23 protein-coding genes and 1 pseudogene are annotated in these 24870 nt (G+C 33.3%); 3 read left to right on the plus strand and 21 right to left on the minus strand.

The window, feature by feature from the left end:
* Positions 1–134: 134 nt before the first annotated feature.
* From KPL51_RS12285 to KPL51_RS12340, 12 genes are all read right to left on the minus strand, one after another.
* Entirely contained in the window at positions 135–485 is a 351-nt protein-coding gene (locus KPL51_RS12285) for a hypothetical protein (protein WP_224853502.1), read from the minus strand.
* A gap of 17 nt (positions 486–502) precedes the next feature.
* Positions 503–814 (minus strand): DUF960 domain-containing protein, encoded by a 312-nt coding sequence (locus KPL51_RS12290; RefSeq protein WP_216161731.1) that lies wholly within the window; start codon positions 812–814, stop codon positions 503–505.
* 18 nt (positions 815–832) lie between these two features.
* Positions 833–1369, minus strand: a complete 537-nt coding sequence (locus KPL51_RS12295; RefSeq protein ID WP_312888613.1) for a JAB domain-containing protein — start codon at positions 1367–1369, stop codon at positions 833–835.
* Positions 1345–1713 carry a hypothetical protein gene (locus KPL51_RS12300; RefSeq protein WP_216161735.1) on the minus strand — a complete coding sequence of 123 codons (369 nt, stop codon included), beginning with the start codon at positions 1711–1713 and terminating at the stop codon, positions 1345–1347. Before KPL51_RS12300 ends, KPL51_RS12295 begins: the two co-directional genes overlap by 25 nt.
* A gap of 86 nt (positions 1714–1799) precedes the next feature.
* A complete protein-coding gene (locus KPL51_RS12305) occupies positions 1800–2177 on the minus strand; it encodes a hypothetical protein (RefSeq protein WP_216161738.1) in 378 nt (125 codons plus the stop codon).
* A gap of 137 nt (positions 2178–2314) precedes the next feature.
* Positions 2315–2461 (minus strand): hypothetical protein, encoded by a 147-nt coding sequence (locus KPL51_RS12310; protein ID WP_216161741.1) that lies wholly within the window; start codon positions 2459–2461, stop codon positions 2315–2317.
* 191 nt (positions 2462–2652) lie between these two features.
* On the minus strand, positions 2653–3558 hold the full coding sequence (locus tag KPL51_RS12315; RefSeq protein WP_216161745.1) for a tyrosine-type recombinase/integrase: 906 nt from the start codon (positions 3556–3558) through the stop codon (positions 2653–2655).
* A gap of 2 nt (positions 3559–3560) precedes the next feature.
* Positions 3561–3914, minus strand: coding sequence for a hypothetical protein (locus KPL51_RS12320; RefSeq protein WP_216161748.1), 354 nt, complete (start codon positions 3912–3914; stop codon positions 3561–3563).
* Position 3915: 1 nt separating this feature from the next.
* Positions 3916–4515, minus strand: coding sequence for a hypothetical protein (locus KPL51_RS12325; protein WP_216161751.1), 600 nt, complete (start codon positions 4513–4515; stop codon positions 3916–3918).
* A 632-nt stretch (positions 4516–5147) separates the two neighbouring features.
* Complete coding sequence (locus KPL51_RS12330) at positions 5148–7712, minus strand: hypothetical protein (protein ID WP_216161754.1); 2565 nt, start codon at positions 7710–7712, stop codon at positions 5148–5150.
* A gap of 80 nt (positions 7713–7792) precedes the next feature.
* The gene (locus KPL51_RS12335; protein WP_216161757.1) at positions 7793–11713 is read right to left on the minus strand and encodes a cell wall-binding repeat-containing protein; all 3921 of its coding nucleotides are present in this window, start codon (positions 11711–11713) and stop codon (positions 7793–7795) included.
* A gap of 233 nt (positions 11714–11946) precedes the next feature.
* Positions 11947–12939, minus strand: coding sequence for a cell wall-binding repeat-containing protein (locus KPL51_RS12340; RefSeq protein ID WP_216161760.1), 993 nt, complete (start codon positions 12937–12939; stop codon positions 11947–11949).
* A 611-nt stretch (positions 12940–13550) separates the two neighbouring features.
* On the opposite strand from KPL51_RS12340, the gene KPL51_RS12345 reads away from it, so the two are divergent.
* Both KPL51_RS12345 and KPL51_RS12350 read left to right on the plus strand, forming a co-directional pair.
* Positions 13551–14237, plus strand: coding sequence for a DUF4397 domain-containing protein (locus KPL51_RS12345; protein WP_224853496.1), 687 nt, complete (start codon positions 13551–13553; stop codon positions 14235–14237).
* 348 nt (positions 14238–14585) lie between these two features.
* Positions 14586–15611, plus strand: coding sequence for a PTS sugar transporter subunit IIC (locus KPL51_RS12350; RefSeq protein ID WP_216161763.1), 1026 nt, complete (start codon positions 14586–14588; stop codon positions 15609–15611).
* Positions 15612–15847: 236 nt separating this feature from the next.
* On the opposite strand, the gene KPL51_RS24030 is transcribed toward KPL51_RS12350, so the two are convergent.
* The 3 genes and pseudogenes from KPL51_RS24030 to KPL51_RS12360 all read right to left on the minus strand — a co-directional run bounded on the left by KPL51_RS24030 (position 15848) and on the right by KPL51_RS12360 (position 17617).
* Entirely contained in the window at positions 15848–16189 is a 342-nt protein-coding gene (locus KPL51_RS24030; RefSeq protein ID WP_263628153.1) for an ATP-binding cassette domain-containing protein, read from the minus strand.
* On the minus strand, positions 16173–17126 hold the full coding sequence (locus KPL51_RS24300) for an ABC transporter ATP-binding protein (RefSeq protein ID WP_312888616.1): 954 nt from the start codon (positions 17124–17126) through the stop codon (positions 16173–16175). Before KPL51_RS24300 ends, KPL51_RS24030 begins: the two co-directional genes overlap by 17 nt.
* 89 nt (positions 17127–17215) lie before the next feature.
* Positions 17216–17617 (minus strand): annotated as a pseudogene (locus KPL51_RS12360) (ATP-binding cassette domain-containing protein).
* Positions 17618–17650: 33 nt separating this feature from the next.
* On the opposite strand from KPL51_RS12360, the gene KPL51_RS12365 reads away from it, so the two are divergent.
* Entirely contained in the window at positions 17651–18031 is a 381-nt protein-coding gene (locus KPL51_RS12365; RefSeq protein ID WP_216161766.1) for a hypothetical protein, read from the plus strand.
* A 117-nt stretch (positions 18032–18148) separates the two neighbouring features.
* Here the strand turns inward: KPL51_RS12365 and KPL51_RS23520 are convergent, their stop codons facing one another.
* The 6 genes from KPL51_RS23520 to KPL51_RS12395 all read right to left on the minus strand — a co-directional run bounded on the left by KPL51_RS23520 (position 18149) and on the right by KPL51_RS12395 (position 24848).
* Entirely contained in the window at positions 18149–18301 is a 153-nt protein-coding gene (locus KPL51_RS23520) for a hypothetical protein (protein WP_224853493.1), read from the minus strand.
* A gap of 285 nt (positions 18302–18586) precedes the next feature.
* A complete protein-coding gene (locus tag KPL51_RS12375) occupies positions 18587–19042 on the minus strand; it encodes a PadR family transcriptional regulator (RefSeq protein ID WP_216161771.1) in 456 nt (151 codons plus the stop codon).
* A 6-nt stretch (positions 19043–19048) separates the two neighbouring features.
* Positions 19049–19897 (minus strand): DegV family protein, encoded by an 849-nt coding sequence (locus tag KPL51_RS12380; RefSeq protein ID WP_216161774.1) that lies wholly within the window; start codon positions 19895–19897, stop codon positions 19049–19051.
* A gap of 512 nt (positions 19898–20409) precedes the next feature.
* On the minus strand, positions 20410–22803 hold the full coding sequence (locus KPL51_RS12385; RefSeq protein ID WP_216161778.1) for a hypothetical protein: 2394 nt from the start codon (positions 22801–22803) through the stop codon (positions 20410–20412).
* 286 nt (positions 22804–23089) lie between these two features.
* A complete protein-coding gene (locus KPL51_RS12390; protein WP_216161782.1) occupies positions 23090–23308 on the minus strand; it encodes a DUF1450 domain-containing protein in 219 nt (72 codons plus the stop codon).
* A gap of 214 nt (positions 23309–23522) precedes the next feature.
* Positions 23523–24848: a cobyrinic acid a,c-diamide synthase CobB gene (locus KPL51_RS12395; RefSeq protein ID WP_216161786.1), complete on the minus strand. Its 1326-nt coding sequence runs from the start codon at positions 24846–24848 to the stop codon at positions 23523–23525.
* Positions 24849–24870 lie beyond the last annotated feature (22 nt).

The following is a 24870-nucleotide window of genomic DNA, read 5'->3' on the forward strand; positions in this document are numbered from 1 at the left end:
CTATAAGTTTCATGATGCTTGGAGGCAAATTGTCATTTTGCTAATACATTTCCTTTTTATAATATTAAGAATTTAGATTTTATAGTATCCACTGATTAGTGAGATTTTGGAATCAAGTTTGTTATTACAACTCTTTATTTTTGATATGTGTATATGTAGCTGTATGCATCTTTAACTGCTATCAACTTAATTGCATAGTCTGCTGCTTCTAATGAAATTGTGAATAAGGTCTCGCTATCGTATCCAGTACCTCCGCAGTATTTTTCTACCCGTTTAAAGCTTGGAAGAAGGTCAAATTGGAGATAGTTCAGCTCCTTCTGTAGCTTCCCTAGGTCAATTATAGAGTCTGCTCTTAGCTCCATCAACAAGTTTGTTGGATTCCATTGATTGCAAATTCTCCCATCGTTCCAATCAACTCTCATTGTTCCAAGTCTCTTTTTTTCATCTATTTTAAACATAGTACCTTTCACTAAATCCTTTTTCATTGTTATTCCCCCATCATTTAATATTCACTAGCAATCATCATGGTTGAGTGATTATCCCCATCATCTATTACAAATACCTTTGCATTTACAGTTTCTTTAGAGAGTAATTTATATGTCTTTTTGTATTCTGGTACCTCCTGTCTATGTTCAATGTTTTGGTAGAATATATCATTAGCTCTTTTTTCTGTTAATTCAAAAACTTGAAGATAATCAAGAATTTCTCCTTGTTCCTTCAATTTATCTATGTTACTCCACATGAACAATTGCAATTCTAATGGTATATCAGCTTCTACTCCTCTAGTCATATATCTATTACTTTTATCAAACATCTTAAGCATCTCCCTTTCCTACAATATTCCTTTTTCTTTTAGGCTACAAAATTTGGTTTCACTGCCTATAATAATATGATCGATGAGTTCTATACAAATTAGCTTTCCTGCTTCCTTTAGCCTATGGGTTATACTTATATCTTCAGCAGATGGTGTAGGGTCTCCTGATGAAGGATGGTTATGATAAAGTATAAAAGAATTTGAGTTACTGAGTATTATTGGCTTAAAAACCTCACGACAGTGAACAATGGAACTATTAATACTGCCCACTGATACCTTATTTATTGCAATGGGTTGATTCTTTGTATCTAAGCAGCACACCCACAATTCTTCCCTATCACATTCTTCTAGGAATCTTCTACCGAAGTCTGCTGCATCCGATGGCGATGTTATTTTTCTTCCACCGTAGAGAATACTGCCTTCCCTTACCATTTTGATGGATATAATACTTACTCTTTTAGCAGGTGTTTTTTTATCCTCCGTTACATTTTCACAAACTTTCAATACCATTTGGTTTCCTTCCTTTTTCCCTATGCAATATATTGATTTAGACATGATGTTCTCCCCCTTTTAATATGTGGAATTATTACATTTTCTATTAGATTCTCTACTATTATTTCTACTGTATCCCACGCATAGCTACTAATATAGCATATGTCCTTATTTTCAAATTCAATGGTTACTTCATACTTACCATCGCTTATTTCTGTGGCTGCTACGTATGTATCCTCAATGAGTACTTCTTCTATTACTGTCTTGTAGATATCCCCTAAATCACACCCTACAACTGAATCTACTGTATACTCCATTAGATTATCTATACCAAATTCCCCTATGGCTTTCTTCGTTCTTCTTTCAAGATATTCTATGTCCATTCTTGTTAATAAGCTTTTTATCATTATTCTCATTCCTCTCTTCTTAATTTTGGGCACAAAAATAGCACCTAACCTCATTTATTTGAGATTAGGTGCCTCCTAGGAATTTTTTATAAAATTATATCTTTCAATCCCATAAAGGAACTAGTAAACTTTTCTATTGCACTATTTACAGCTATAATATTAATGCCCTCATTGTTTACTACCGCATATACAACTATATCTTCTTTAATTTCATCATTAGATATTAAGGCATAATCACAGATATTTGTGTTACCTGTTCTCAAGTCTGTAATTTCAATTTTAACCATTTCATCAAAACTTGTACCTGCCATATCTATTAATTTTGTTTCTAACAACTCCCCTATATTTTTAAACATTTCTGCATCCATTGAATTCGAAAATACTCGTTTGACTGGCATGTCAACTAAGACTTTTACTGAATATTCATTTACTAAAAGTTTCTCATTTATTGATTTAACTATCATTGGTTTATGCCCCCTACTCTTATTTTATAATGTTTCTTAGACTTATTACATAGTAACATATTTTTAACCTATCCTGGCATATTTTAGAGAACTGGTGCCTATATATTTTCAATGTCTTTCATGTTCTTTATTATTTCCTACATCCATAGATTCCTTGCTATCCATTTTCTAAATACTACACCTACTATTCCACCAAAGATTATTCCTGAACCAATACTTGTTCCTGTCATTACTGCCGCTATAGCACCTACTACAGCACCACCTATTGCCCATTTTATTAACATATATAATTCCTCCTTTTTATGCTCCTGTGTGTTCCATTTAATATGAATGTACTAAATTTATAATATAATATTATCTTTCAATTTAAGCCATTTATCTTGATACACCCCTAGTTATAGTACTAGATACAAATAGCATGAAAAATCCCCTACATCTTTTATTGATGTAAGGGATTCGATATTATATACACTAATTAGAGAAGGTCTACTGCCTCCTTTTTGTCCTTTTGGCTTGTATTAATATAAAAGTTTGCCGTAGTCTGAATGGAAGCATGTCCTGCGAGTTTTGCGACTGTCGTCAGCTCCACCTTCTTGCGAATGAGATTTGTACAGAAGGTATGCCTGAACAAATGAGGGTATATTTTTAGTCCTAGACTCATTCCTAGCTTGTTTAGGAGTTTATTGACAGCATCTCTATCCATCCTTGCTGCCCTGTTTGTTAGAATTAGAAATTCACTTTCTGCAAACTTATTGCTTCTTCTTTCTCCCTCTAGGTATTCCTTTATCGCCTCTATGCCTTCTCCCTTAAGAGGAATCTCTCTTCTCTTTCCACCTTTCCCCCAGGAAATAGTTAAGTTCATAGCTAAAAGATCTATATCCTTTAGTTTTATATTTACTAGTTCTGATACTCTTACACCAGTATAGAGTAAAAGTAGAATAATTAATCTATCCCTTGATGTTACTTCCTCTGAATTAATAAAGAATAGTAACTTTTCAACTTCAACATCTGTAAATACTTCTACTTCTTTTTCACTGCCTGCAGCTAATTTCATTTTATCTCTTCTGAGATCAACTACCTTTTCTGTTATATATTTTTTATTGATTAGAAATTGGTTAAAAGATTGCAGGCTATTGATTTTCTTATTTATGGTATTTATCTCATAGTTATTTTCAACCAAATATTTTTTGTAGGCTGTAACATGAAATCTGGTTAATTTGCCTGTGAAAATGTTCCCCTTAGATTCTAGCCATTCGAGAAAGGCTCTAATGTCACCTGTGTAGCTTGAAACAGTAGCAGGAAATAATCCATCTTCAACAAGTGCTACATCGAAACCAGCCGCTAATTTTAGAGATACTTTTTCAATATTATTATCAATCATACCTATTCCTCCAAATGAATCAGTAATTTTTCAGGAACAAGACCATATGGTACTATTAAACTAATACTGAAATCACTACTTAGAAGCATTAGAGCATTAGTGTAGTTTTTACCATTGGAACAACTTATTGAATCAACATATTCTGGCAGTGTATAGTCTAAGTCTATTAGTTTATTTATAGACACAATGTCATCTTTAACTTCTGCTATTAGAATGTAACCGCCTAACTCTTCTTCTCCTCTATCTTTTCCGTAGCTATCATCAAGTATTGTTGCAATTTCTAATGCTTTTGCTATTACTTCTGGTGGTAGATTTTTTAGAATTTCTGCTTCTGCTTTGTGAGCTATCTTAATCATATTAAACCTCACTCTTGTAGCAGTAGTAGATTGTTTTACCATTTGAATCAGTGTATCCTTCTTCTGGTTCTTCGCATTCTAATACACTCCACCAGTTATTATTCTTTAGATATTGCTCTGATGCTTCTTCCTTAGATGTAGCAAATATCCACATGTCAGCTATTACTTCAATACTAAACATAATAGCTAATTGATAAGCATCTTGTAACTTTGTATCTAATTCATCTTTAGCCAATTCTTTCATTATATCATTATCGGTATATAAGAAATTCCCTTGAACTTTGCAATAGCCTTGCTCTTTTAGATATATGTATGATTCTTGAGCATCATCTATTTCTACATCTAACCTTAAATCACTCCTTAAAACTACATAGAATTTTAAAAAGTCTATATCCTCTATTTGTGTACATACTTCAGCAACTGCTTTTGTTGCACTGTAACTTAGATATGGGTCAAATGCTACATCATTTTCCTCTACCTTATCTATGAAGTTTCTTATGGTATTTATCTCAACCTCTGGTATGCTATTATATCTGCTATAGATGGCTTCTACCTCTTTAGAAATGAACTTGCTAATGATTCCATTGATATTTGTTTTCATGATAAATCCTCCTCTGAATTTCTTACTTTATTATTCAAAGGTATAATATAGGTTTTAATAATGATTTGATGCGGATTCACTGAAGAATTATGATTATGCCTTGAAAATAGTTCTACTGGAAGTATGAAGAAGTGTTGGTGTATATGAAAAGGTCTTTAGGTGGTACTTAGGACAATTATTTTGCAGTGAATTTCTGTAAAGTTTTGCAGTGAACTAAAAAAGAGAAGAACATCTTCTAAAATGTCTCTCTCCTATTTTCTCATTTTATTATTCTTTGTAAGTTTATGATAGGTTCATCACCAGTTTTTAGTTATATTGTATACTAATTTTAGATGAAAATAAAAGCCACCATACCAAAAGATATGATGACTTATACTGTATATTTAGTTCTTTGATTCTATATAATTTCCACAACATGGTTTGTGGAGTAGTCAGTGATATGATCTGACTTGAATTGTAACTGATGTGATTGTTATGAAATGAAGTGGATATGCATTATAAAAATGAGAGGAACGCTTCACAACCGCTCTCCTCTCATTTTTTATTGCTTAACTGTCTTAAACAAACTGTCCCTTTAGCTTTACCTTTTTAGAATGATTTCTAGAAATCATTGCCTACAGAGTAGCTTGTTACTATTTTACAACAGCCATAGCTGAAGCTGAAGCCTTTTGTCCATTATTAGTTGATGATGCATCTTTCATATCAACATTTGATACTGGTACAAGAGCTTTGATTGTTATATCTTTAGTTAAATCAAGCGATACAGGTGTAGTTGTAGTTGCTGCATTTGCTACAATTGTAAATGTATCACCTGCTACTGAATCTGCTGATCCTGCACTAAATGAACCTAATGTTAAACCATCACCAAGTGATGTATCTGTTCCTGCAGCAGCCCATGTAGTACCATTATCTGTACTTATTTCCCATGTTGCTGCTACTTTAGGTGTTGCTACATTTACTGTTGCAACTCTTACTTTAAAAGTTTTATTTACTACTCCTGTATAAGTTCCAGTTGTAGCTCCAAGTGCTGAACCAGTTGCATTTGATAATACTGGTGATATAACTGAAGCTGGAGCTATTGCTCCTGTTGTCTTAACAACAGTTAATTTAATTTGATTATTAACACCTGATAAATTAGTAGCTTTTAACTCTGCGTCAAGTAATGTAAATGTTGTTGTACCTTGTTTAATTTCAAATTCTTCACCAACATTAGCTGCCGATATAGATTTCATATCTTCACTATATGTTAATATTATATTTTGATTATCAAGAACCTTAGCTGATTGTAATACTGGAGCAGTATTATCAACAACTATAACAGTTCCTAAATATGGAGTTACATTCAAATCAGTTGCTGATTTAACACCTGATACTGTAAATATAGCATTTATATCAGCAGTAGCCATTCCATCATCTGGTAATGTAATTCTTGCGATTTTTTTAGTGCTATCTAGTGTAATAGTAGTTCCAGCTGGTAGCGCTTTACCATTTAAAGTATAGCTACTTAATGAAGTTGCAGAATTAGCAACATTTCCACCTTTTACTTCTACTCCAAAATCAACAAGAATGATATTAGAAGTTGGTGTAGTTTGAACTGCACTAACTAAATCGAAAGTACCTGTTCCTGCATCTGGAACACCAAAGTCATTGTTGTAAGCAAATGCTATAGAATCATTTGCTGTTTCTGCTTGGTCAGATACTAAAGCATTAGCAAATGAGAAAGCATATGAACCGTACACTTTAGCAGGTGTAGTTACAGAATAAGTGACTTTTTTATCGCCAGCAACAACTATATCAGAAGTTAATCCACCTACAAAACTTGAAACAAGAACACCATCAGCATCAATTATTGTTGGATTAGCAATATCTCCTGTAGAAGAAGCAGCAGCTAAACCTTCATTAAAGTTTACTACTAGGTCTGTAACCTTACCAGTAGCATCTTTAACTACAGAGAAACCAGTTGCTACAGGTTTTACAGTATCTTTAGATAAACTAACAGTTTTTGAAGTAACTGCCATAGTATTTCCTAAACTATCTGCTAATGTAGCTGGTAAAATAACATTTAAAGTTCTTGAAGTTAAAGTTGCATATAAAGTATCAGTAACACCAATAACGAATTGCTTATTGTCAGTATTAGCTACCACTACAGCAGTACTACTACCAATTGAACCTAGAGACTCATCCTTAACTACTCCATTAGTTAAAGCTGAAGTTACAGAAGTAGGATTCATTGATTTCGAGAATGCAACTAATATGTTTTTGTCTCCTTGTGCTGCTATAGTTGCAGTAGGTTTTACCGCATCTACTGTTGCAGAAAATGTATTTGTTGTATAAGTTGTAACATTAGGAGTTGCTGCTAAATCAGTAAGATTTAGTACTTCAACAACATGTGCTTTTGTTGCGTCTAATGATAATCCAGTTATTGTTGCAGTATCACCAACAAATGTGATTGCTGTAGAAACTCCGTCTATTTTCAAAGTAGAACCAGCTGCAATAGGCTCACTCGCTTTAATTATAACAGTATTTGCTGTAGTACCAGCTGTTACAGATGTTACACTAGCAATTACAGGTTTTACTGTATCTTTGTAAGTGTATACTTTAGTGTATATTTCTGATGATACATTAGCATCAGCATCACTTTTAATAGGTTGTATTGTAAATACTTTAGATGTTGCTTCTGCAGTTGCAAAAGTTAACTTAACGCTCATTTTATCATCAGATAAAACAGCAGCAGTAGGAGCAACTCCATTTAATGAATATTGTCCATGAATTATAGCATCAGATGCATCAAGTGCTGCACTAAACACAACATTAACTTGTGTAGCGTTAATCGCACTTACTGAAGAAACTTTTAATTCTGCAACTACTACTGGAACAGGGCTCTCAATTTCAAGATCTGCTTTTACAGAAGCCTGTATTGTTGCCAATGATGCAGTAGGATTAGCCTCAAATATAGCATTTACCTTTGCAGCATCATATATATTACCAGTTACTTCATATCCATAAGTATCAAGTTTTGTTATCATATCAAAAATAGTTGATTTACTAGTAAGTAGCACATGACCTATTCCACCTAAATTTGTATTACCTTTATACAAGTCCCCGTCTGCTGCATATACAGATGAACTAACAGAAGCAGCCATTATTGCAGCTATAGCTACTGTAGACAATCCCATAAATATTTTTTTATTTGCCATTTATATTTCCCCCTAGTTTAGTTGTATTTTTTAAAAAGGGATGAGATTATCATCCCTTTTTAAATTATTACTTCATTAATTTATTTTACTACTGTGTAAACAACTGAATCAATAGTTACTTTGATTACATTTGTTTCACTAACTTCAAGTATTGTTAATGTTGTTCCATCAACACTGTAATTTGATGCTGATGCTTCTACTGCGTCTACTTTTACAGAAGTAGGAGTCTTTCCTGCTGTTATAGCTATAGTAACATAATTCATTCCTAACATAGTCTTAAATGTACCTTTAAGTTCATTTACTCCTACTGGTACAACTATTGCAGTTACTCTAGTTTGTAAACCTGTTCTAACTGTTCCAACTGCTAGTAAATTAACTGCAGTTTGTGCTGCTGTTTTATCAACTGCTAATTTGCTACCTTCAGCTTTAACTACTGCTGCTGTTGCTGCTTCTACTTTAGCTGCTTCTGCTGCTGTATCTTCTGCTGTAACTATTGCAGTTATTTTAGCTTGTAAAGCATCTTTAGCTGTTCCAGCTGCTAATGCAGTTACTAATGTTTGTGCTGCTGTTCTAGTAGCATTTGTTTTGCTATTTACAGCTGTATCAACTGAAGTTGTAGCCGCTGCTATTTTAGCTGCTTCTGTTTCTGCTGCTGGAGTACCACCGAAAACAATTTTCATTGTCTTAACATATCCATTACTAGTAGTACCAGAAACTGTGATATGGTCACCTGCATTTGCAGTTCCAGTTATATTTCCGTTTGCATCAACTTTAAATGTTCCTGTTACATTAGTTCCTGTAGGAACTGTTATAAATTGTGATAATGACTGAGCTTCTTTTCCATATTGATCAACAGGTGCAAAGTAAACATTTTGTGATCCTTTAGCTCCAGTTTCTTTTACGAATGCTGCTAAAGTGCTTCCTAACAAATCACTATAACTACCAGTTACTGGTTTTAAAGTTACAGTATCACCATCTTGTGTAATACCACGTACAGAAGAATCTACAGAAATATCTATTGATACAGCTGCTGGTTTTACAGTTGAAGATGTAATAGGTGTAGTTACTGTGTGTACAGCACCATCAGCACCTAAAATGTTCACTGATAAAGTTGTGCTTGCTTCTGTTTTAGATTTATCTGCTAAAGCATTAGCAATTACTTTTACAGCTTTATAACCAACATTAGTTGTTGATTCGAATACTGTAAAGTCTGTGTCATTAGAAACAGTTGCTCCTGTTATTGGAGTACCTCTTAATACTACCTTTGCTCCAGTTGCTGTTGTACCATAAACTTTTGGATTAGCTTTATAAGCAGCTTCTTGAGCAGTTACACCCATTGCAGAAAGAGTATTTACACCATTAACAACATATATAGGTTTTGCTACTGCATCAATTGTATAATCTTTAATATCACTATCTTTTAATACTGAGAATGTTTGTGATTTAGAATCTAAAACTGTATTATTGTTAGCAGTATCTACTAAATCAAATCTTACTGTTGCTGAACCTACTCCAATTGCTTGAACATCAATTCCAGCACCTTCTGAAGTTGCAGTACCAATTGCTGTAATTACTGAATTATTACTTGAGTATGCTTTAACTTGGTATTGACTAGCAGTACCTGTAGCTGTAAGCATATCAATGTCTCTACCATATTGATCTTTAACAGTGAATGCACCATCAAAGTCTGCTGTTTGAAGTGCACCAGCAACATTACCAAGACCGGCTTGAAGAGTGCTCTTTAATTCAGTTTCACTTAAAGTTAGTGTATCAGCTTTAACAGCTTTTTGAATGTTTATAGTTATGCTGCTGAATTTACCTGTTTTTGTGGATGCTGATATAACTGCAGGTACTGAAACAGTTCCTGTATTATAAACTATATCATTTTTTACTGAAGCGGATCCATCAAGGTTTTTAACAAATTTTGCTCCTGAAAGAGTTACAAAATCTACTAAATCATTGTATTTTGTTACTGCAACTCCATTTTGATCTGCTGCTGTAAATGGAATTACCTTTGATTCACCAGATGCTATAGAATCACTTGGAGCTTGTAATGTAAATGTATCTACTTGTGCTTGTTTCTTTAATGTAGTACTTATTTGTGAAGTCTTACCTGTCCAAGTCATAGCTGTAATTACTACTGGCATATCCAATGTAATTGATTCACTATTTGTTACTACTTTTATTAATCCTTTTGATGAATCTTTAGGGTTTTGTACAAGTTGAGCTGAAACATATGGGCTTGATGTAGTCAACATATGATCTCCAGTTAATATTAAACCTTGCTCCATAAGAGTGTAGTTTGTTGTAGGGTTTCCACTGATATCTGTAGCTACATAATCAGCATAGAATACAGTCGTTGGATCTCCTGCAGTCAACACTTTACCATCAACATTTACTAATTTTGTGATTGATATATCACTTAATGTACCAATTTGTGAAGTTGCAGTTAATGTAGCACTTGTTGAAACTCCTGTGCTTGTATCATTAGCTGTTACTACTATTCCTGATGTAAATGTCATAAGATTTAAATTAAGAGCTGGTGTTATTGTAAGCAATCCTTTTTTAGCATCAACAGTACCTACTCCAGTTTGGAATTGTACATTATTAGCTAATGCTGAATTTGTAATATCTACTCCATATTGGTCTAATATTCTATAAGTTGCATATCCAGTTTGAGTTGTAACATTATTTACAGTCTTATTAACAACACCTAATTTAGTTGAAGTTATTTCAATTTTAGATACTTTTTGTTCAGCTATAGTTACAGTTGATGTTCCTAAATCTGTTGTATCATTCATTACTTTAACTGAATAATTTCCTGCAACGAATTTTGATGCCTTAGTCAATGTAACTTCTGTGTTAGCAGTATTCCAAAGAGCTGTTACAGCTACAGGACTAGTTGCCTGAGTAACTGTTGATACAATCTTGCTTGTATCTGTCACTGCTTTATTGAATGTTACTTTCATAGTGTTAGCATCAGTAGCACTTACTGATGAAACTTTCAATTCTCCAACGTTAACTGCTGTTTTCAATGCTTCAACAGCATCTGCAGTTGATTGTGCAACTGTTCCACCAAGTCTAACTATTGCAGTTTTATCTTTTATTTTATCTGTTACTACTGTTGCTAATTTTTTATTAAGTTTGTTACTTCCATCAACCAAAACTATAGGACTGTTAGTTTTAGATGCAAGAGCTGAACCTGCAAGAGAATCTACTAAGTTAGCTGGTGTACCTTTTGCAAGATAAAGTTTAGTATAATCAAAATCAAATTTAGATAGTATTGTTGCATTTGTTTCATATCTATCTGCTCCGCCTAATCTTACAGCCTTTGTTGCACTAACAACATCTGCATTAAGAACACCTTCTCCACCAACTGCATAAACAGATTTACCTGCTATGTAAGTTGCTTGTTCTTTTGATAATTTGCTATGATCAACAAGTAATATTGGCATTCCTTTTGAAGCTGCTATTGATGAAACTGAAAGAGCATCTGCATAAGCTAAACCATTTGCAATAACTACGTCTGCTGGTGCTGTTCCGAATGCTTCTTTTGCTACTGCGAGTGAAGTTTCATATCTATCATCACCTTGTACACGTGTTATAGTTAAGCCCTGTCCAGCTAATTGATCTGCAACAGTTTTTGAAACAGCTCCAACTCCTCCAACGATGTAAACATTTTTAACTCCTAAATCTTTAAGTTCTTGTAAAACTCCAGCTGGAATTTCGTTAGTCTTTGTTAAAAGAATAGGTGCTTTTCCTTTTGCATATGCAAGTGGTGCTGCTGATAAAGCATCTGCTAAATCGTCTCCTCTTGCTATAACTGCACTTTCTGATTTATCCCAACCATTTTGTACAATTTTAAGAGCAGTTTCATATCTATCTTTTCCTGATATTTGTGTACCTGTAGCTGCTGAAGCTACTTGTGGTATTGTTACCATTGTAGCAAGCATTGCTACTGATAATGACATTGCTAATGAATTTTTAGTTTTTTTGAACATAATTTTTATGTCCCCCTTCTTATTTTTTTTCACAACTTAATGTTGTGACTGTGTTTTTATATTAAATTCTCAAGTGGCATTAGATTTTTTAGGATTTGCTTAATTTGATTTTTACAAATTAATATATAAATCTATGCAACTTTATGAAAAATTAAACATCTCGCTAGTACATCTTTTCATTAGCATCACCTCCTTTAATTTTATTTATAATTTTCTTTTCTACTATCACTAAACTATTCTATAGATACAACTTCTAAAGGTGAAGGTTTCATTGTTTCAACAGTAGCTGCTGCTGCTGGTGCAACTGTTCCACCCAGTAGAACTTCTGTGCTAGCATTGCCTATATTAGCTTTTACAACAGCCGATATTTTAGAATTAATCGTACTATACCCATCAACCAAAACTATAGGATTATTGCCAAGTGCTGCAAGGGCCGAACCCGTAAGAGCATCTACCAAGTTTTCATTTGTACCTTTTGCAAGATAAATCTTACTATAATCTTGTGGGAATTTGTTAAGTATTGCTGCATTTGTTTCATACCTATCTACTCCTGATAGCCTTGTAACCTTTGTTGCATTAGTAATTGTTGGGCTTAGAACATCTGTCCCTCCAACTGCATAAACAGATTTGCCTGAAATGTAGTTTGCTTCGCTTGCTGATAATTTATTGTTACTAACAAGTAGTATTGGCATTCCCTTTGCAGCTGCTATTGCTGATATTGAAAGTGCATCTGCATAGGCTGACCCATTTGCAAGAACTACTTCTGTTGGAACTGTTCCGAAAGCTTCAATTGCTACATTGTAAGATGTTTCGGCTCTATCTATTCCGCTTATTCGCTTTACGGTGAATTCCTTCAAATCATTTTCTACTTTTGCTCCAACAGCTCCAATACCTCCAACTATGTAAATGTTTTTAACTCCCAGTGTCTTTAATTCATTTAAAACTCCTGTAGGAAGTTCATCAGTTTTTGTTAGAAGTATAGGCGCTTTACCTTTTGCATATGCCAGTGGTGCTGCGGCAAGTGCATCTGCCAAATCATCTCCCCTAGCAATAATTACAGTGTCTGATGTTTTCCAACCTGCTTGTACAATTTTAAGTGCAGTAGAATATCTATCAGTTCCTCCTAATGTTGTAGCTGCTGAAGTTACCCTTTGGAACGCTACCGTTGTAATCAGCACAGAAAATGTTAAACACAGTGCAAATATTTTACCTCTTCTTCTGTTCATAATTCTAAACGTCCCCTTTCTGATTTTTCACAAATCATAGATATAAATATCTTTGTTTATTTACTATCAATTTACAATTATATTCTTTTTTAAAAATTGAATAATTTTCTTGATTATATTTTGAACTTCTTAATTATTTAGATAATGTTGAAACATTTACATAAATTTCACGATATATGTATTATATAACTGTTTTGGTTAAATATCAACATTTTATTATAATTTAACTCTATTTATTTTTTTTTCATAAGTTACAATAATATAACCTATATGTTCAATTTTAACTTGGTTAATCTTTACTAAAAGGTTAAAAATTCATATTATTATATGTTTTTGCATCCTTCACTTATATAACGTTCGTTCCTATAATTTAGTTGCACTTTTTTAAATCTTTTTTTAAATCTTTTCAAATTCTTTTCTAAATCTTTTCTAAATCTATTTTAGATCTCTTCTATTATTAAAATATAAAACCATAATCATATGCATAATATGTTTTTGCACCTTTATATGTTTATTATAATTGCGCTTAATTTATTCCAATTAAATACAGTAACCTTCTAGCATTTCCCTTCATATACTAATATAGTAGAAATATTTGAAGGGAGCCTTTCATGTATTATTGTCCAAAAAATGTCTATAATCCTTATTCTCAATATAGAGAATTCCCGAGCTATAGAGTAAGCCCTATGACTTCATATTTAAGAATTCTTCATGCTTCACCTAAATCCCCAGCTGTTGATGTATATATTAATGATATGTTGAAATTTAAAAACCTTGCCTATGCTGCTTTTACAGATTATATAGAAGTTATCTCAGGTAATTATAATGTAAAGGTCTATGCCACTGGAACTAAAGTCTCTCCTGTACTTAATAAAACTATTTTTGTTCCACCAGAAAAAATTTACACGGTTGCTGCCATAGGAATATTGCCTAACATCGATTTACTTCCTGTTCCAGAAACTAAAATTATGAACCCCGCGGATATGGCATACATTAAATTTGCTCATTTGTCACCTAATGCTGGGCCTGTTGATATTGTGTTACCAGATGGTAAGATTCTATTTAAAAATATTAGTTACAAATCATTTACGGGTTATATAGAAGTTCCTGCAGGTACCTATACTTTAGAAGCCAGACCTACTGGTACTAAAACTACAGCTTTATACGTTCCTAATATAAAACTAAAATCTCAACGTTATTACACCGTATATGCTATAGGTCTACTTAAGGGTCAACCAGGCCTTCAGGCACTAATTCCACTTGATGGTGTTTCTTATTTAAATATGCGCGAAGACTAGTTATCTTTTACACTACTTATAATAGAAGCATTTAAAATTTCTCAACAGCTTTCTTTAAACATAAAGCACCAGGAAGACTTCCTAGTGCTTTATGTTTTTTATGCTTTTCATGCTCTTTTATATTCTTTTATGTTTTTATGAACTTTTATATTCTATATCTTTTATACTTTATCTTTTATGCTAAATACATTTATTCATATACCTTATTGAAGAGTTGGTAATAAGATGTTATAATGTTTTCAGTTATCTAGTGTATATACACTAGAATATACTCATTGTGTACTTAATTTATATTGTTAGTATAACAAAAGTACATATTCCCTAAAATACATTTCAGGAGGAGAACTCATGGACAAATTCAAAATTCTTGTAAAGAAAGCCCTTAAACGATACTTTTTAGATGCCTTAAGTGCTATGGCACTCGGTCTATTTGCATCCTTAATCATCGGACTAATACTAAGCCAATTATCAAAAGTCCCTGGACTAGCCTTTCTCAAAGAGTTTACAGCAATAATCTCAGCTAAATCCCCCGTAGTTGGATCAGCAATAGGTGTAGCTGTAGCTTGGGGCCTCAAAGTTACCCCACTTGCAATGTTTTCTTCAGCTGCAACTGGTGCCTTCGGATATATGTATATGGGCGGTGGACCTGTAGGCGCCTTCGTTGCTGCAGTAATAGGAGCAGAATTTGGAAACTTTGTATCAGGAAAAACAAAACTTGATATTGTTATAGTCCCCATTGTTACTATAGTTACTGGTAGTATAATAGGCAAATTTATTGGCCCTTATATCTCAGTCTTTATGACAGATTTGGGTTCTGTAATAAATTCTGCTACAACTCTTATGCCTATCCCAATGGGCATAGCAGTATCTACACTAATGGGACTTGCACTTACAGCCCCAATTAGTAGTGCCGCCATAGCAATCTCTCTCAATATGTCTGGCCTTGCAGCCGGCGCTGCCACTGTAGGGTGTAGTGCTCAAATGATAGGCTTTGCTGTTGCAAGTTATAGAGAAAATAAAATGAGCGGTTTAATATCTCAAGGACTAGGTACCTCCATGCTACAAGTACCCAACATAATAAGACGTCCTCTTATATGGATACCCGCAACCCTAGCCGGTGCAATTCTAGGACCTCTTTCCACCACAATTTTCTCTATGAAAAATAATTCCCTAGGTGCCGGCATGGGCACCAGCGGTCTTGTAGGTCAATTCGGAACCCTTGCTACCATGCAAGGCAGTGAACCTACCTCCATAATAATTTTCAAGATAATATTTCTACACTTTATAGCCCCCGCAGTCTTAACACTAATTTTCTCAGAACTCATGAGAAACAAAGGCTGGATCAGAGAGGGAGACTTAAAACTAAATCTTTAAGTCGGTGCCACCCACGTGGCAAGTGGCATGTTAAAAAATAAAAAAGCTTCTATAATACATGAATATATTGTAGAAGCTTTTATTTTTTTAAATAAAAACGGTATCCTTTAACATTTTTTCTAATCCAACTGTCCAAAATTCTTTTAGAGGCGCTAGCCTCATTCATTTTCACCGGGCGCTACTATTGTTCCGCCACCTACCGCATATTAAACGAAAACAGTATCCTTATTTCTTTCTCATAGCATCTTATCTGCATTCTTAATAGTAGATAACCTATGCGCCACAATAATCGTAGTTCTATTTATAGTTAGCTTATTTAACGCATCTTGAATTAAGCTCTCAGTTTCTGAATCTATATTTGAAGTAGCTTCATCTAGTACTAATATTGGTGGATCAAAAGCTATAGCTCTTGCAAAAGCTATTAACTGCCTTTGACCTTGTGAAAAAGTTGAGCCCCTTTCGTTAACAGGATCAGAATATTTCTTGGGCAATTTTTCAATGAACTTATCTGCATTAACATATCTACATGCTTTAACTACTTCTTCATCGGATATTTTCTCATTATTTAACCTTAACATTACCTTTTATGTCCCCAGCAAAGAGAAAGACGTCCTGAAGCACTGTAGCTATGTTCTCGCGTAGTTGTTCTTTTCTCATGTGCACAATATTCTGTCCATCTACTAGTATTTCACCCTTTTGAATGTCATATAACCGTGTTATAAGGTTTATAATAGATGTTTTACCAGCACCAGTAGCTCCAACGAAGGCTATTTTCTCACCTTTCTTAATGTTGAAGCTTACATCTTTTAAAATCCAATCTTCATCTTTATATGCAAACCAAACATTTTTAAACTCTATTTTTCCCTGGAGTCTATCCACTTCTATAGGCTTTTCAATATTATTAATTTTCTCCTGGTTATCCATAAGCATGAAGATTCTTTCTGAGGATGCCATGGAGGATTGAAGTATATCATATTTTTCTGTCAGATCAAATATAGGTTGGAAAAACTGCATTAAATAACTTATGAAAACAAATAATACCCCTAGTTTTATATTTCCATCCATTGCTCTTATTCCACCAAACCATAAAAGTACTGCTAAGGTTAAAGAGGAGAATAGGTCCATGGTTGGTCTAAAGATGGCAAATACCTTTATTTGCTCCATGGTAGCCTCTTTATAAGATTTATTTACCTCAGCAAATTCCTTATACTTTTTCTTTTCCTTGCTAAATACCTGAACAGTTTTCATACCAGATATATTTTCTGATATGGAGGAATTTATCTTTGCAAGTCTTGCTCTTACTTTTCTGTAAGCTTCCCTGTCATATTTGTTGAACACATAAGCCGTAAAAATTACAAAGGGTAGTGCTCCTACAGTGATTAATGCTAATTTAACATCTAGTATGAACATTGCTATAATTATCCCCACTAGCATGAACAAATCCTTAAATAAATTAACAAGCACTGCTGTGTACATTTCATTTAGTGTTTCTACATCATTTGTTACTCTAGTCACAAGGCGCCCCACTGGGTTTTTATCAAAAACGACAGTGATAAGCCCTCTACTTGCTTAAATACCGCTTCCCTAATACTAAAAACAATCTTTTAACCTGTATATTGCAATATGTATGTCTGAATATAATTAAGTATGAAAATCAAAATGTCTGGATTTTTAATAAGAGCCCTTGCTATAGAAGTCCTTTGCTTTTGCCCACCAGATAGTGTTACTCCTCATTCTCCAACAATGGTTTCAAAACCCATAGGGAATTCCATTATATTATCATAAATATCTGCATCCACTGTACTTTGAATTATTTTATCCCTATCCAGCTCTTCAAAGGCTAAATTTATATTTTCTGATATTATATTAGAGAACAAGAAGGAATCTTGAGATACAAAGCCTATATCTTCTCTTAATGTATTTAATGGTATCCTATTTATATCTTCATTATTTATAAAAATTTTACCATCATCTACGTTATAAAGCCTTAATAGCAGTTCCACCATGAAGAGGAAAATGAATTTGCTCCAGCGGGCATAATGGATGAAAACTTGTTAAGAGCAAGAGATGCTTATCGAACTAAGAAGGGGTTATTAACTTCAAATGAAATTGCAACAATTAGAGGTTTTTATGGAATATCACAAAGCGACTTTTCTACTATGTTAGGTTGGGGAGATATAACCGTAACGCGGTATGAAAGCAAAACTATTCAAGATGAAACTTACAATAATATCATGATTATGGCTTATGAAAATCCGATGTTTGCATTAGATAGTATAGATAAACACAAAAAAAGATTTACTATAGAAAAGTATAATAAAATCCGTAATAGCATTACCCATAAGGTAGAAGAATTGGGAAACTTATATTTAAAGAAACAGGAAATTAATGTCCTCTACGTAAACTATCAACAAGACTGATAGTTAGCTTTTCTTTATTGCTTTTAATTTTGAAATTTCATTCCAATTTTTTGATGTAACTATTTCTACAGTATTTAAATCTTGTCTAATTCCATTAACCTCATTATTAATATTAATCTATTGCTCCTTAGTTTCAGTCCTAAACTCTTTTAAATCAGCAGTTTGCTCCACTACTGAATCCATTTTTCTTTCTATTCTTTCAAGTTTCTCACTTGTATTATTCTGACCATCTAATAATTGATTTGGTATTTCCAATATATTATTTTCCAATTGTATATTCTCCTTTCAATTTGTTTTTTAATTAAACTTTTAATATTCAAAATCTAACATTTTTACATATATTAAAGCCTTCCATATTTTCATCTATATAAAACTACATAACTTTAATTATTTACTATTTGATTGTAACATTAATTAATTCTAGTTTCAATATTTATTAATGCTAATTAGTGCAAATGCTAAGCCATTTTTTACAATATATTTATCATCAAATCACTAACAATAAAAAAAATGCTGCAAGTGAATTAACCTGCAGCCCCTTTATTCTATAATATGTTATTTATATAAATCACTATAAATTATTTTAAACACCTCTAAAGCTTCTTCAATTTTATCCTGCAGTAGGTATTTTTTATTTTCTAATTGTTTTAAACCTTCCACCGTGATTTTATAAATTTTCTGTGCTTTCTTAGAACTACTCCATTCACCAACAACCAATTTCTCTTTTTCTAACCTTTTTAAAAGAGGATATATTCCGCCTGTACTAGGAATCCAAAGACCATTTGTCCTATCACCAATTTTGTGAGATATATCATTTCCATTAGTTTCGCCTAAACTTAGAATAAATAACACATACAGTGGTAGTAATCCTTTTGTGAATACTTGCCCCACCGCTTCTTTTTCCTTTTGAACTTTTCTCAGTTCTAAAAGTTTTTTCTTATATTCTTCGTAAAGCCTCTTTTCTTCAACCCTAATGTCTATCCCATTTTCTTTATTCACAGTATTAGTCATTTAGATTTAAGGTTCCTCTATGCAAACCATTCCTACCAAACCTGGCCCACTGTGAACTCCCGATACAGGACTTATATATCCACCGAATTCTGTAGAAATAGCATTTGGATGGGAGCTTATACTTTCTAGTACTTTTTTAGCTTCTTCTTCTGCATGGCCGTGAACTATATAAACTTTACACTTCTTTTTGTCTAAAATGTTATTTGTAAGTTCTATAAGCTTATTAAGAGATTGTTTTCTGCCTCTTACTTTTTCACAGGTCATGTACTTACCATCAGTGTCAATGGCTATTATAGGTTTAATATTTAAAAGCTCTGCTATAGTGCCTGAAACCTTCCCTATTCTTCCACCTTTTTTCAAGTACTCTAGAGTTCCAACTACAAAGTATAGATGGATTCTCTTTTTTATAGATGGAATAGCGGAAACAATTTCTTCAAAACTCTTTCCTTCTTCTATGAGCCTTCCACATTCAGTTACTATTAATCCTTCGCCAAGGGCAATAGATTGTGAATCACATAAATGAGTATTAATACCTGGATGATTTTCACTTGTAAGTTTTATAGCATTAAATATCCCTGACAGTCCAGTGGATAGTGTTATTGCTATAGCATGAGTGTATCCCTGCTCTTCTAATTTTAAAAATAATTCCTCCATATCCTTCATTGATGGTAATGAGGATGTAGGTACTTCTTTTTCCATATTTTTATAAACTTCTTGTGGTGTAATATCTACATTGTCTAAATATTCTCTATCAGAATAGATAATCCTAAAGGGCAATACATTAATATTATATTTCTCTATGACTTCTCTACTTAAATCGCTTGTAGTATCTGTAATTAAAGCTATTTTGTTCAAATTAACTCCTCCTATATTACATTATATTGCCATTATATCACTATAGATTATATGTATCAATAGTGATACATATAAAATTATATCTTATATAGATGCAACTAAAGATATTGAGGCTATTTTTCCAGAAAGCATATGTATATGAATAATAATCAATAAAATAAAGGTAGCCATAGGTGATTGAAACATCTCTAATGTATGCCTATAGATTAAATTATTAAGGTCAAAATAGTGTAGAATAAAATGAATTTTTCTGATAAAATAGATATGTATTGGAGTTGGTGAACATGGACATTGATATTAAAAAAGCAGAAGAAAATATTGCAATAGCAACAGAATAAGAAAAAAAAATAGTATAAATATTGAATCCCTTACATCAATAAAAAGATGTAGGGGATTTTTCATGTATTTTGAAATACTATACAATATAATTAATGTTTTAAATGTATTGTGCGGAGTATAAGTTATGAATTGTTTAGATAGTTTCTAACTGTCCCCCAGCAAAATTGCCCATTTTAATGGACTACCATAGGTGCTTCTGTTTTTATTTCTGCATCATATTTTACTGCTGTTGTTATATTACTTTCAAGACAACCCTTACTTGTTACTGATATATATATATTTCCTTTTGATACTCCAATTTGTGGAATAATTACTGTTGCAGTTGAAGTTGCTACCATGCCTGTTGCTGCTTTATCTGCTACCCCTATAGCTGTTCCTATGGCTTTTCCTGCACCCCTTGTTCCATCTATTGTTGATGCTGAGTAAACTTTAACTATATCTCCTACTGCTAAACCTGTAACTATTATTGTGTCTGATGTTCCATATGCATTGTTTTTTGTTGTTACATTACCTACAAATGGTGCAGTTGATTTTGGTTCTGCCAAATAAGCTACTGGTGTTGTTATATTACTTTCAAGCAGACCTTTGCTTATTACTGATACATAAATATATCCTTTGGTCGCCCCAAGTTGTGGAATACTTACTTTGGCTATTCCTGTTGCTGCTTTGTCTGCTATTGCTATTGCCGTTCCCATAGCTTCTCCTATGGCCGATTTCCCATCTGCTGTTGATGTTGAGTATACTTTAACTATATCTCCTACTTGTAAATTTGTAACTGTTACTGTATCTGTTGTCCCTACTGCATTGTTTTTTGGTGTTATATTAGCTACGAATGGTGTATTCGATCTTTGTTCTCCAAAATATGGTACCTTTATTAATTTTTCACTCTCATGAAGCCCCTTGCTTGTTACTGTTACATATACATTTCCTGCACCTGTTCCAAACTGTGGAATACTAGCTGTTGCTATTGCACCATTATTTCCTTTATCTGCCGTTGCCGTTGCCGTTGCTGCTGCCAAAGGTGTTCCCTCTATTATTTCTTCTGAGTATACTTTAACTATATCTCCTACTGCTAAGCCTGTAATTGTTACTGTATCTGGTGTTCCTACCGCATTGTTTACAGTAGTTCCTGTCGCAAGTGGTGATATCATAGTTGCTGCTTCTGCAACATATGCTACTTTTGTTCTATCACTTTCAAGCAAACCCTTGCTTGTTACTGTTACATATACATTTCCTGCTACTACCCCAAGTTGTGGAATAGTTGCTATTGCTGTGACTTCTGTTATTTTTATTTGTTGTGATCCTAATGTTATTATTTTTGATGTTACTGTTGCTGTACCTATGGCTATTCCACCCGTTTCCGCTTGATATACCTTAACTATATCTCCTACTGCTAAACCTATTACCGGTTGGTATGTCTTAACCATATCTTGTTCTATTAAAGTTGTAACTGCTACTGTTACTGTATCTGGTGTTCCTGTTGCATTGTTAATGGACTTTATATCGACAGCAAATAGTGCAGTTGATTTTGGCTCTGCCAAATATGCTACTGCTTTTGTTATAGTACTTTCAATCAAACCCTTGCTTATTACTGACACATATATATTTCCTGCTACTGAACCAAGTTGTGGAATACTTACTGTTGCCGTTCCCGTGGTGGTTGTACCTCTATCTGTCGTTGCTGTTGCCGTTCCTATGGCTTCTCCTACTGAGTATTTTCCATTTGATGTTGCATCTGAGTATACTTTAACTATATCTCCTACTACTAAATTTGTAACTGTTACTGTATCTGATGTTCCTAATGCATTATTTTTTGTTGTTATATTAGATACGAATGGTGTACTTGATCTTTGTTCTGCAAAATATTGTACTTTTATTAATTTATCACTTTCAAGCAAACCCTTGCTTGTCACTGATACATATACATTTCCTCCTGCTGCCCCAAGTTGTGGAATAGTTGCTATTGCTATTATACCATTTACTTTGTCAGCTACTGCTGTTGCTGTTCCTATGGCAGATCCTATACCTGCTACCCCATCTGCTGTTGCCGCTTGATATACTTTAATTATATCGCCTAATGCTAAACCTTTAATTGTTACTGTATCTGATGTTCCAACTGAATTATTTACAGTAGTACCCTTCATAATTGATGATATTATCGTTGCTGCCTCTGCCGCATATGATACTTCCACTCTATCACTTTCAATCAGGCCCCTGCTTGTTACTGATACATATACACTTCCCGCCCCTGCCCCAAGTTGTGGAATGCTTACTATTGCTGTTGTTTCTGTTCCCTTTATTGTTCTTCCTGCCATTACTATTGACCTTGTTATTGATGTTGCTGTTACTGACCCTATGGCTATTCCCCCAGTTGCATCCGAATATACTTTAATTATATCTCCTACTTCTAAACTTGCTACCGTTACTGTGTCTGGTGTTCCTACTGCATTGTTAACAGGAGTTATCCTATTAATAATTAACCCTTTTGCGAAAACTGTACTTGTTGCTGGTAAAATCATTAATAATACTATTATTATACTTAGTGCTTTTGATAATAGCTTCTTCATAAATTCTATCTCCCTCACTGTTTTATTAATTTACCTAACATATCCTTTGCTTCAAAACGTTTTAATGAATCTTCCTTGAAAATCCTATACATATAAATTATCGATTAATTATACTTACACTTTATACTAATAACTAAATAAATGGTAAAACTTATATCTTTTAACACAAAAAAGACATAAGAATACCCTAATCATAGTTTATTATCCTACAATTAGGGATGTTTTTACAATGTCCACTTTTAAGCAAAAGGAGCTTATTTCCTATAATTTATATAAATGTTCATATTTATTCTAATTCCATGTACTCTCCTATAACATCCAATAAATCTTCACAGGCTTCTGTCTCAACTAATTTACCATTTATTCTGGCAATTAGTGTATTTCCGCATTTCTCGCAGGCACCTATACATTTATTTATGGTAACTGTACATTCTGGGTACTCATTTCTAACAGCCTCAATAACCTCTTCTATTCCTTCATTATTCTCGCAAAAACTAATCTTCATATGTTCCATCTCTCCCTCTGCATGTTTAACTAAAGTTAAAAATTTTTTCCTTGCTTATTGTAACAGATAACTTAGATAAAAGGAACATAAGAGTGTATTTGTTATTAGTTTGTTGTTTTGTTGTTTTGTTGTTTTGTTGTTTGGACTGTTTGGGCTGTTTGGGCTGTTTGGCTGTTTTAGGTTGGGGACACTTAATGATAATTCAAGATTTTCACTATTTAAAAAGTTCCCTGACCCACTGCAAATTTCCAAAAAAGTGCACATGACCATAGCCTGCTAAGGTATTTTTCTTAAGGTATCCGCATTGCCAATTTCTCTGACTACCATCATAGACCTGTTTGAAAAGATCAAATATCTTTTCTTCTTCTAAATTGACAGTTGATTTATGAAACTCATGACAATTTATACTCATGTTTTTAGGCAAAATATTGTTTTCTACCCCTACCTTTATTTCTGCATAGCCAAAATTCTGAAGTGTTTTTGTTAAGGTATAATCCCCATCAAAAAATCCTACTGCCTTATGTGATATTTCATCTTCTCCTTTAAGTAGTTCCCCTTGAGTAAGATACATTAATCCTCCACATTCTGCATAACAGTGAAGTCCATTATTTAAAGTTGCTTTTATACTATCCAGCATAGATGTATTTTGAGATAATTCTCTTATAAATACCTCTGGGTAACCTCCACCCAAATACAGGAAATCAATATTACTTGGCAGCTCCTTATCCTCAATGGGACTAAAATATATAACTTCTCCTAGCTCCTCTAGAAGCTCTAGATTTTCTTTATAATAAAAACTAAAGGCTTTGTCATAGGCCACAGCTATCCTTTTTCCCACATTCTCCAGATGAAAATTATCCTCATACTTTTCGGTTTCTTTGAATTTTTGTAATAACAATTCCATATCCACATGCTTTTCTAATAACTGAGCACAGATCTCAATTTTTTGTTCTAAATCCTCAACTTCACTGCTTTGAATTAACCCTAAATGTCTACTTTTAAGATTTAATCTTTCATCCTTTGGGAGATACCCTATAACCTCCAAGTTACAGTTTTCTTTAATTGCTGCTTTAAGTAGATTGTAATAGTTTTCTGTTATATTGTTTAGTATTACACCCTTTATATTAGCATCTTTAAAGTTAACTATTCCATTAATTTCTGCACAAAAGGTCGCCACCTGAGCCTTTGGAGATAATACAAGAATAATAGGCAAGTCTAAAACCTTTGATAGGTGATAAGTAGAATTGGATGTGTCTATGCCTTTCCCATCATATAATCCCATTACCCCTTCAACTACTGCTACATCTCCCACACCTCTAGAAAAGCTAGCTTTAACTCCAGACTCACCCATAAGAAACAAATCCAAATTTCTTGAATTTTTACCTGTTATCTTTGTATGAAAAGCAGTGTCTAGATAATCTGGTCCTACTTTATACCCCTGTACATCCAATCCTCTATTTTTTAATGCCTTCATAACTCCTAGTGTGACTGTGGTTTTACCGCCACCACTTGTATTTGACGCTATTACTATACCCTTCATTTGTCTCCCATCCTTCTCCGCT

It is taken from the genome of Clostridium bowmanii, assembly GCF_018861315.1.
Classification (GTDB): Bacteria; Bacillota; Clostridia; order Clostridiales; family Clostridiaceae; genus Clostridium_AD; species Clostridium_AD bowmanii.

Bases quoted from the DNA above. Each gene is read 5' to 3' on its own strand.
- KPL51_RS12285 (WP_224853502.1), bottom strand. From the start codon at position 485: ATGAAAAAGGATTTAGTGAAAGGTACTATGTTTAAAATAGATGAAAAA.
- KPL51_RS12290 (WP_216161731.1), bottom strand. From the start codon at position 814: ATGTTTGATAAAAGTAATAGATATATGACTAGAGGAGTAGAAGCTGAT.
- KPL51_RS12295 (WP_312888613.1), bottom strand. From the start codon at position 1,369: ATGTCTAAATCAATATATTGCATAGGGAAAAAGGAAGGAAACCAAATG.
- KPL51_RS12300 (WP_216161735.1), bottom strand. From the start codon at position 1,713: ATGATAAAAAGCTTATTAACAAGAATGGACATAGAATATCTTGAAAGA.
- KPL51_RS12305 (WP_216161738.1), bottom strand. From the start codon at position 2,177: ATGATAGTTAAATCAATAAATGAGAAACTTTTAGTAAATGAATATTCA.
- KPL51_RS12310 (WP_216161741.1), bottom strand. From the start codon at position 2,461: ATGTTAATAAAATGGGCAATAGGTGGTGCTGTAGTAGGTGCTATAGCG.
- KPL51_RS12315 (WP_216161745.1), bottom strand. From the start codon at position 3,558: ATGATTGATAATAATATTGAAAAAGTATCTCTAAAATTAGCGGCTGGT.
- KPL51_RS12320 (WP_216161748.1), bottom strand. From the start codon at position 3,914: ATGATTAAGATAGCTCACAAAGCAGAAGCAGAAATTCTAAAAAATCTA.
- KPL51_RS12325 (WP_216161751.1), bottom strand. From the start codon at position 4,515: ATGAAAACAAATATCAATGGAATCATTAGCAAGTTCATTTCTAAAGAG.
- KPL51_RS12330 (WP_216161754.1), bottom strand. From the start codon at position 7,712: ATGGCAAATAAAAAAATATTTATGGGATTGTCTACAGTAGCTATAGCT.
- KPL51_RS12335 (WP_216161757.1), bottom strand. From the start codon at position 11,713: ATGTTCAAAAAAACTAAAAATTCATTAGCAATGTCATTATCAGTAGCA.
- KPL51_RS12340 (WP_216161760.1), bottom strand. From the start codon at position 12,939: ATGAACAGAAGAAGAGGTAAAATATTTGCACTGTGTTTAACATTTTCT.
- KPL51_RS12345 (WP_224853496.1), top strand. From the start codon at position 13,551: ATGTATTATTGTCCAAAAAATGTCTATAATCCTTATTCTCAATATAGA.
- KPL51_RS12350 (WP_216161763.1), top strand. From the start codon at position 14,586: ATGGACAAATTCAAAATTCTTGTAAAGAAAGCCCTTAAACGATACTTT.
- KPL51_RS24030 (WP_263628153.1), bottom strand. From the start codon at position 16,189: ATGTTAAGGTTAAATAATGAGAAAATATCCGATGAAGAAGTAGTTAAA.
- KPL51_RS12365 (WP_216161766.1), top strand. From the start codon at position 17,651: ATGGATGAAAACTTGTTAAGAGCAAGAGATGCTTATCGAACTAAGAAG.
- KPL51_RS12375 (WP_216161771.1), bottom strand. From the start codon at position 19,042: ATGACTAATACTGTGAATAAAGAAAATGGGATAGACATTAGGGTTGAA.
- KPL51_RS12385 (WP_216161778.1), bottom strand. From the start codon at position 22,803: ATGAAGAAGCTATTATCAAAAGCACTAAGTATAATAATAGTATTATTA.
- KPL51_RS12390 (WP_216161782.1), bottom strand. From the start codon at position 23,308: ATGAAGATTAGTTTTTGCGAGAATAATGAAGGAATAGAAGAGGTTATT.
- KPL51_RS12395 (WP_216161786.1), bottom strand. From the start codon at position 24,848: ATGAAGGGTATAGTAATAGCGTCAAATACAAGTGGTGGCGGTAAAACC.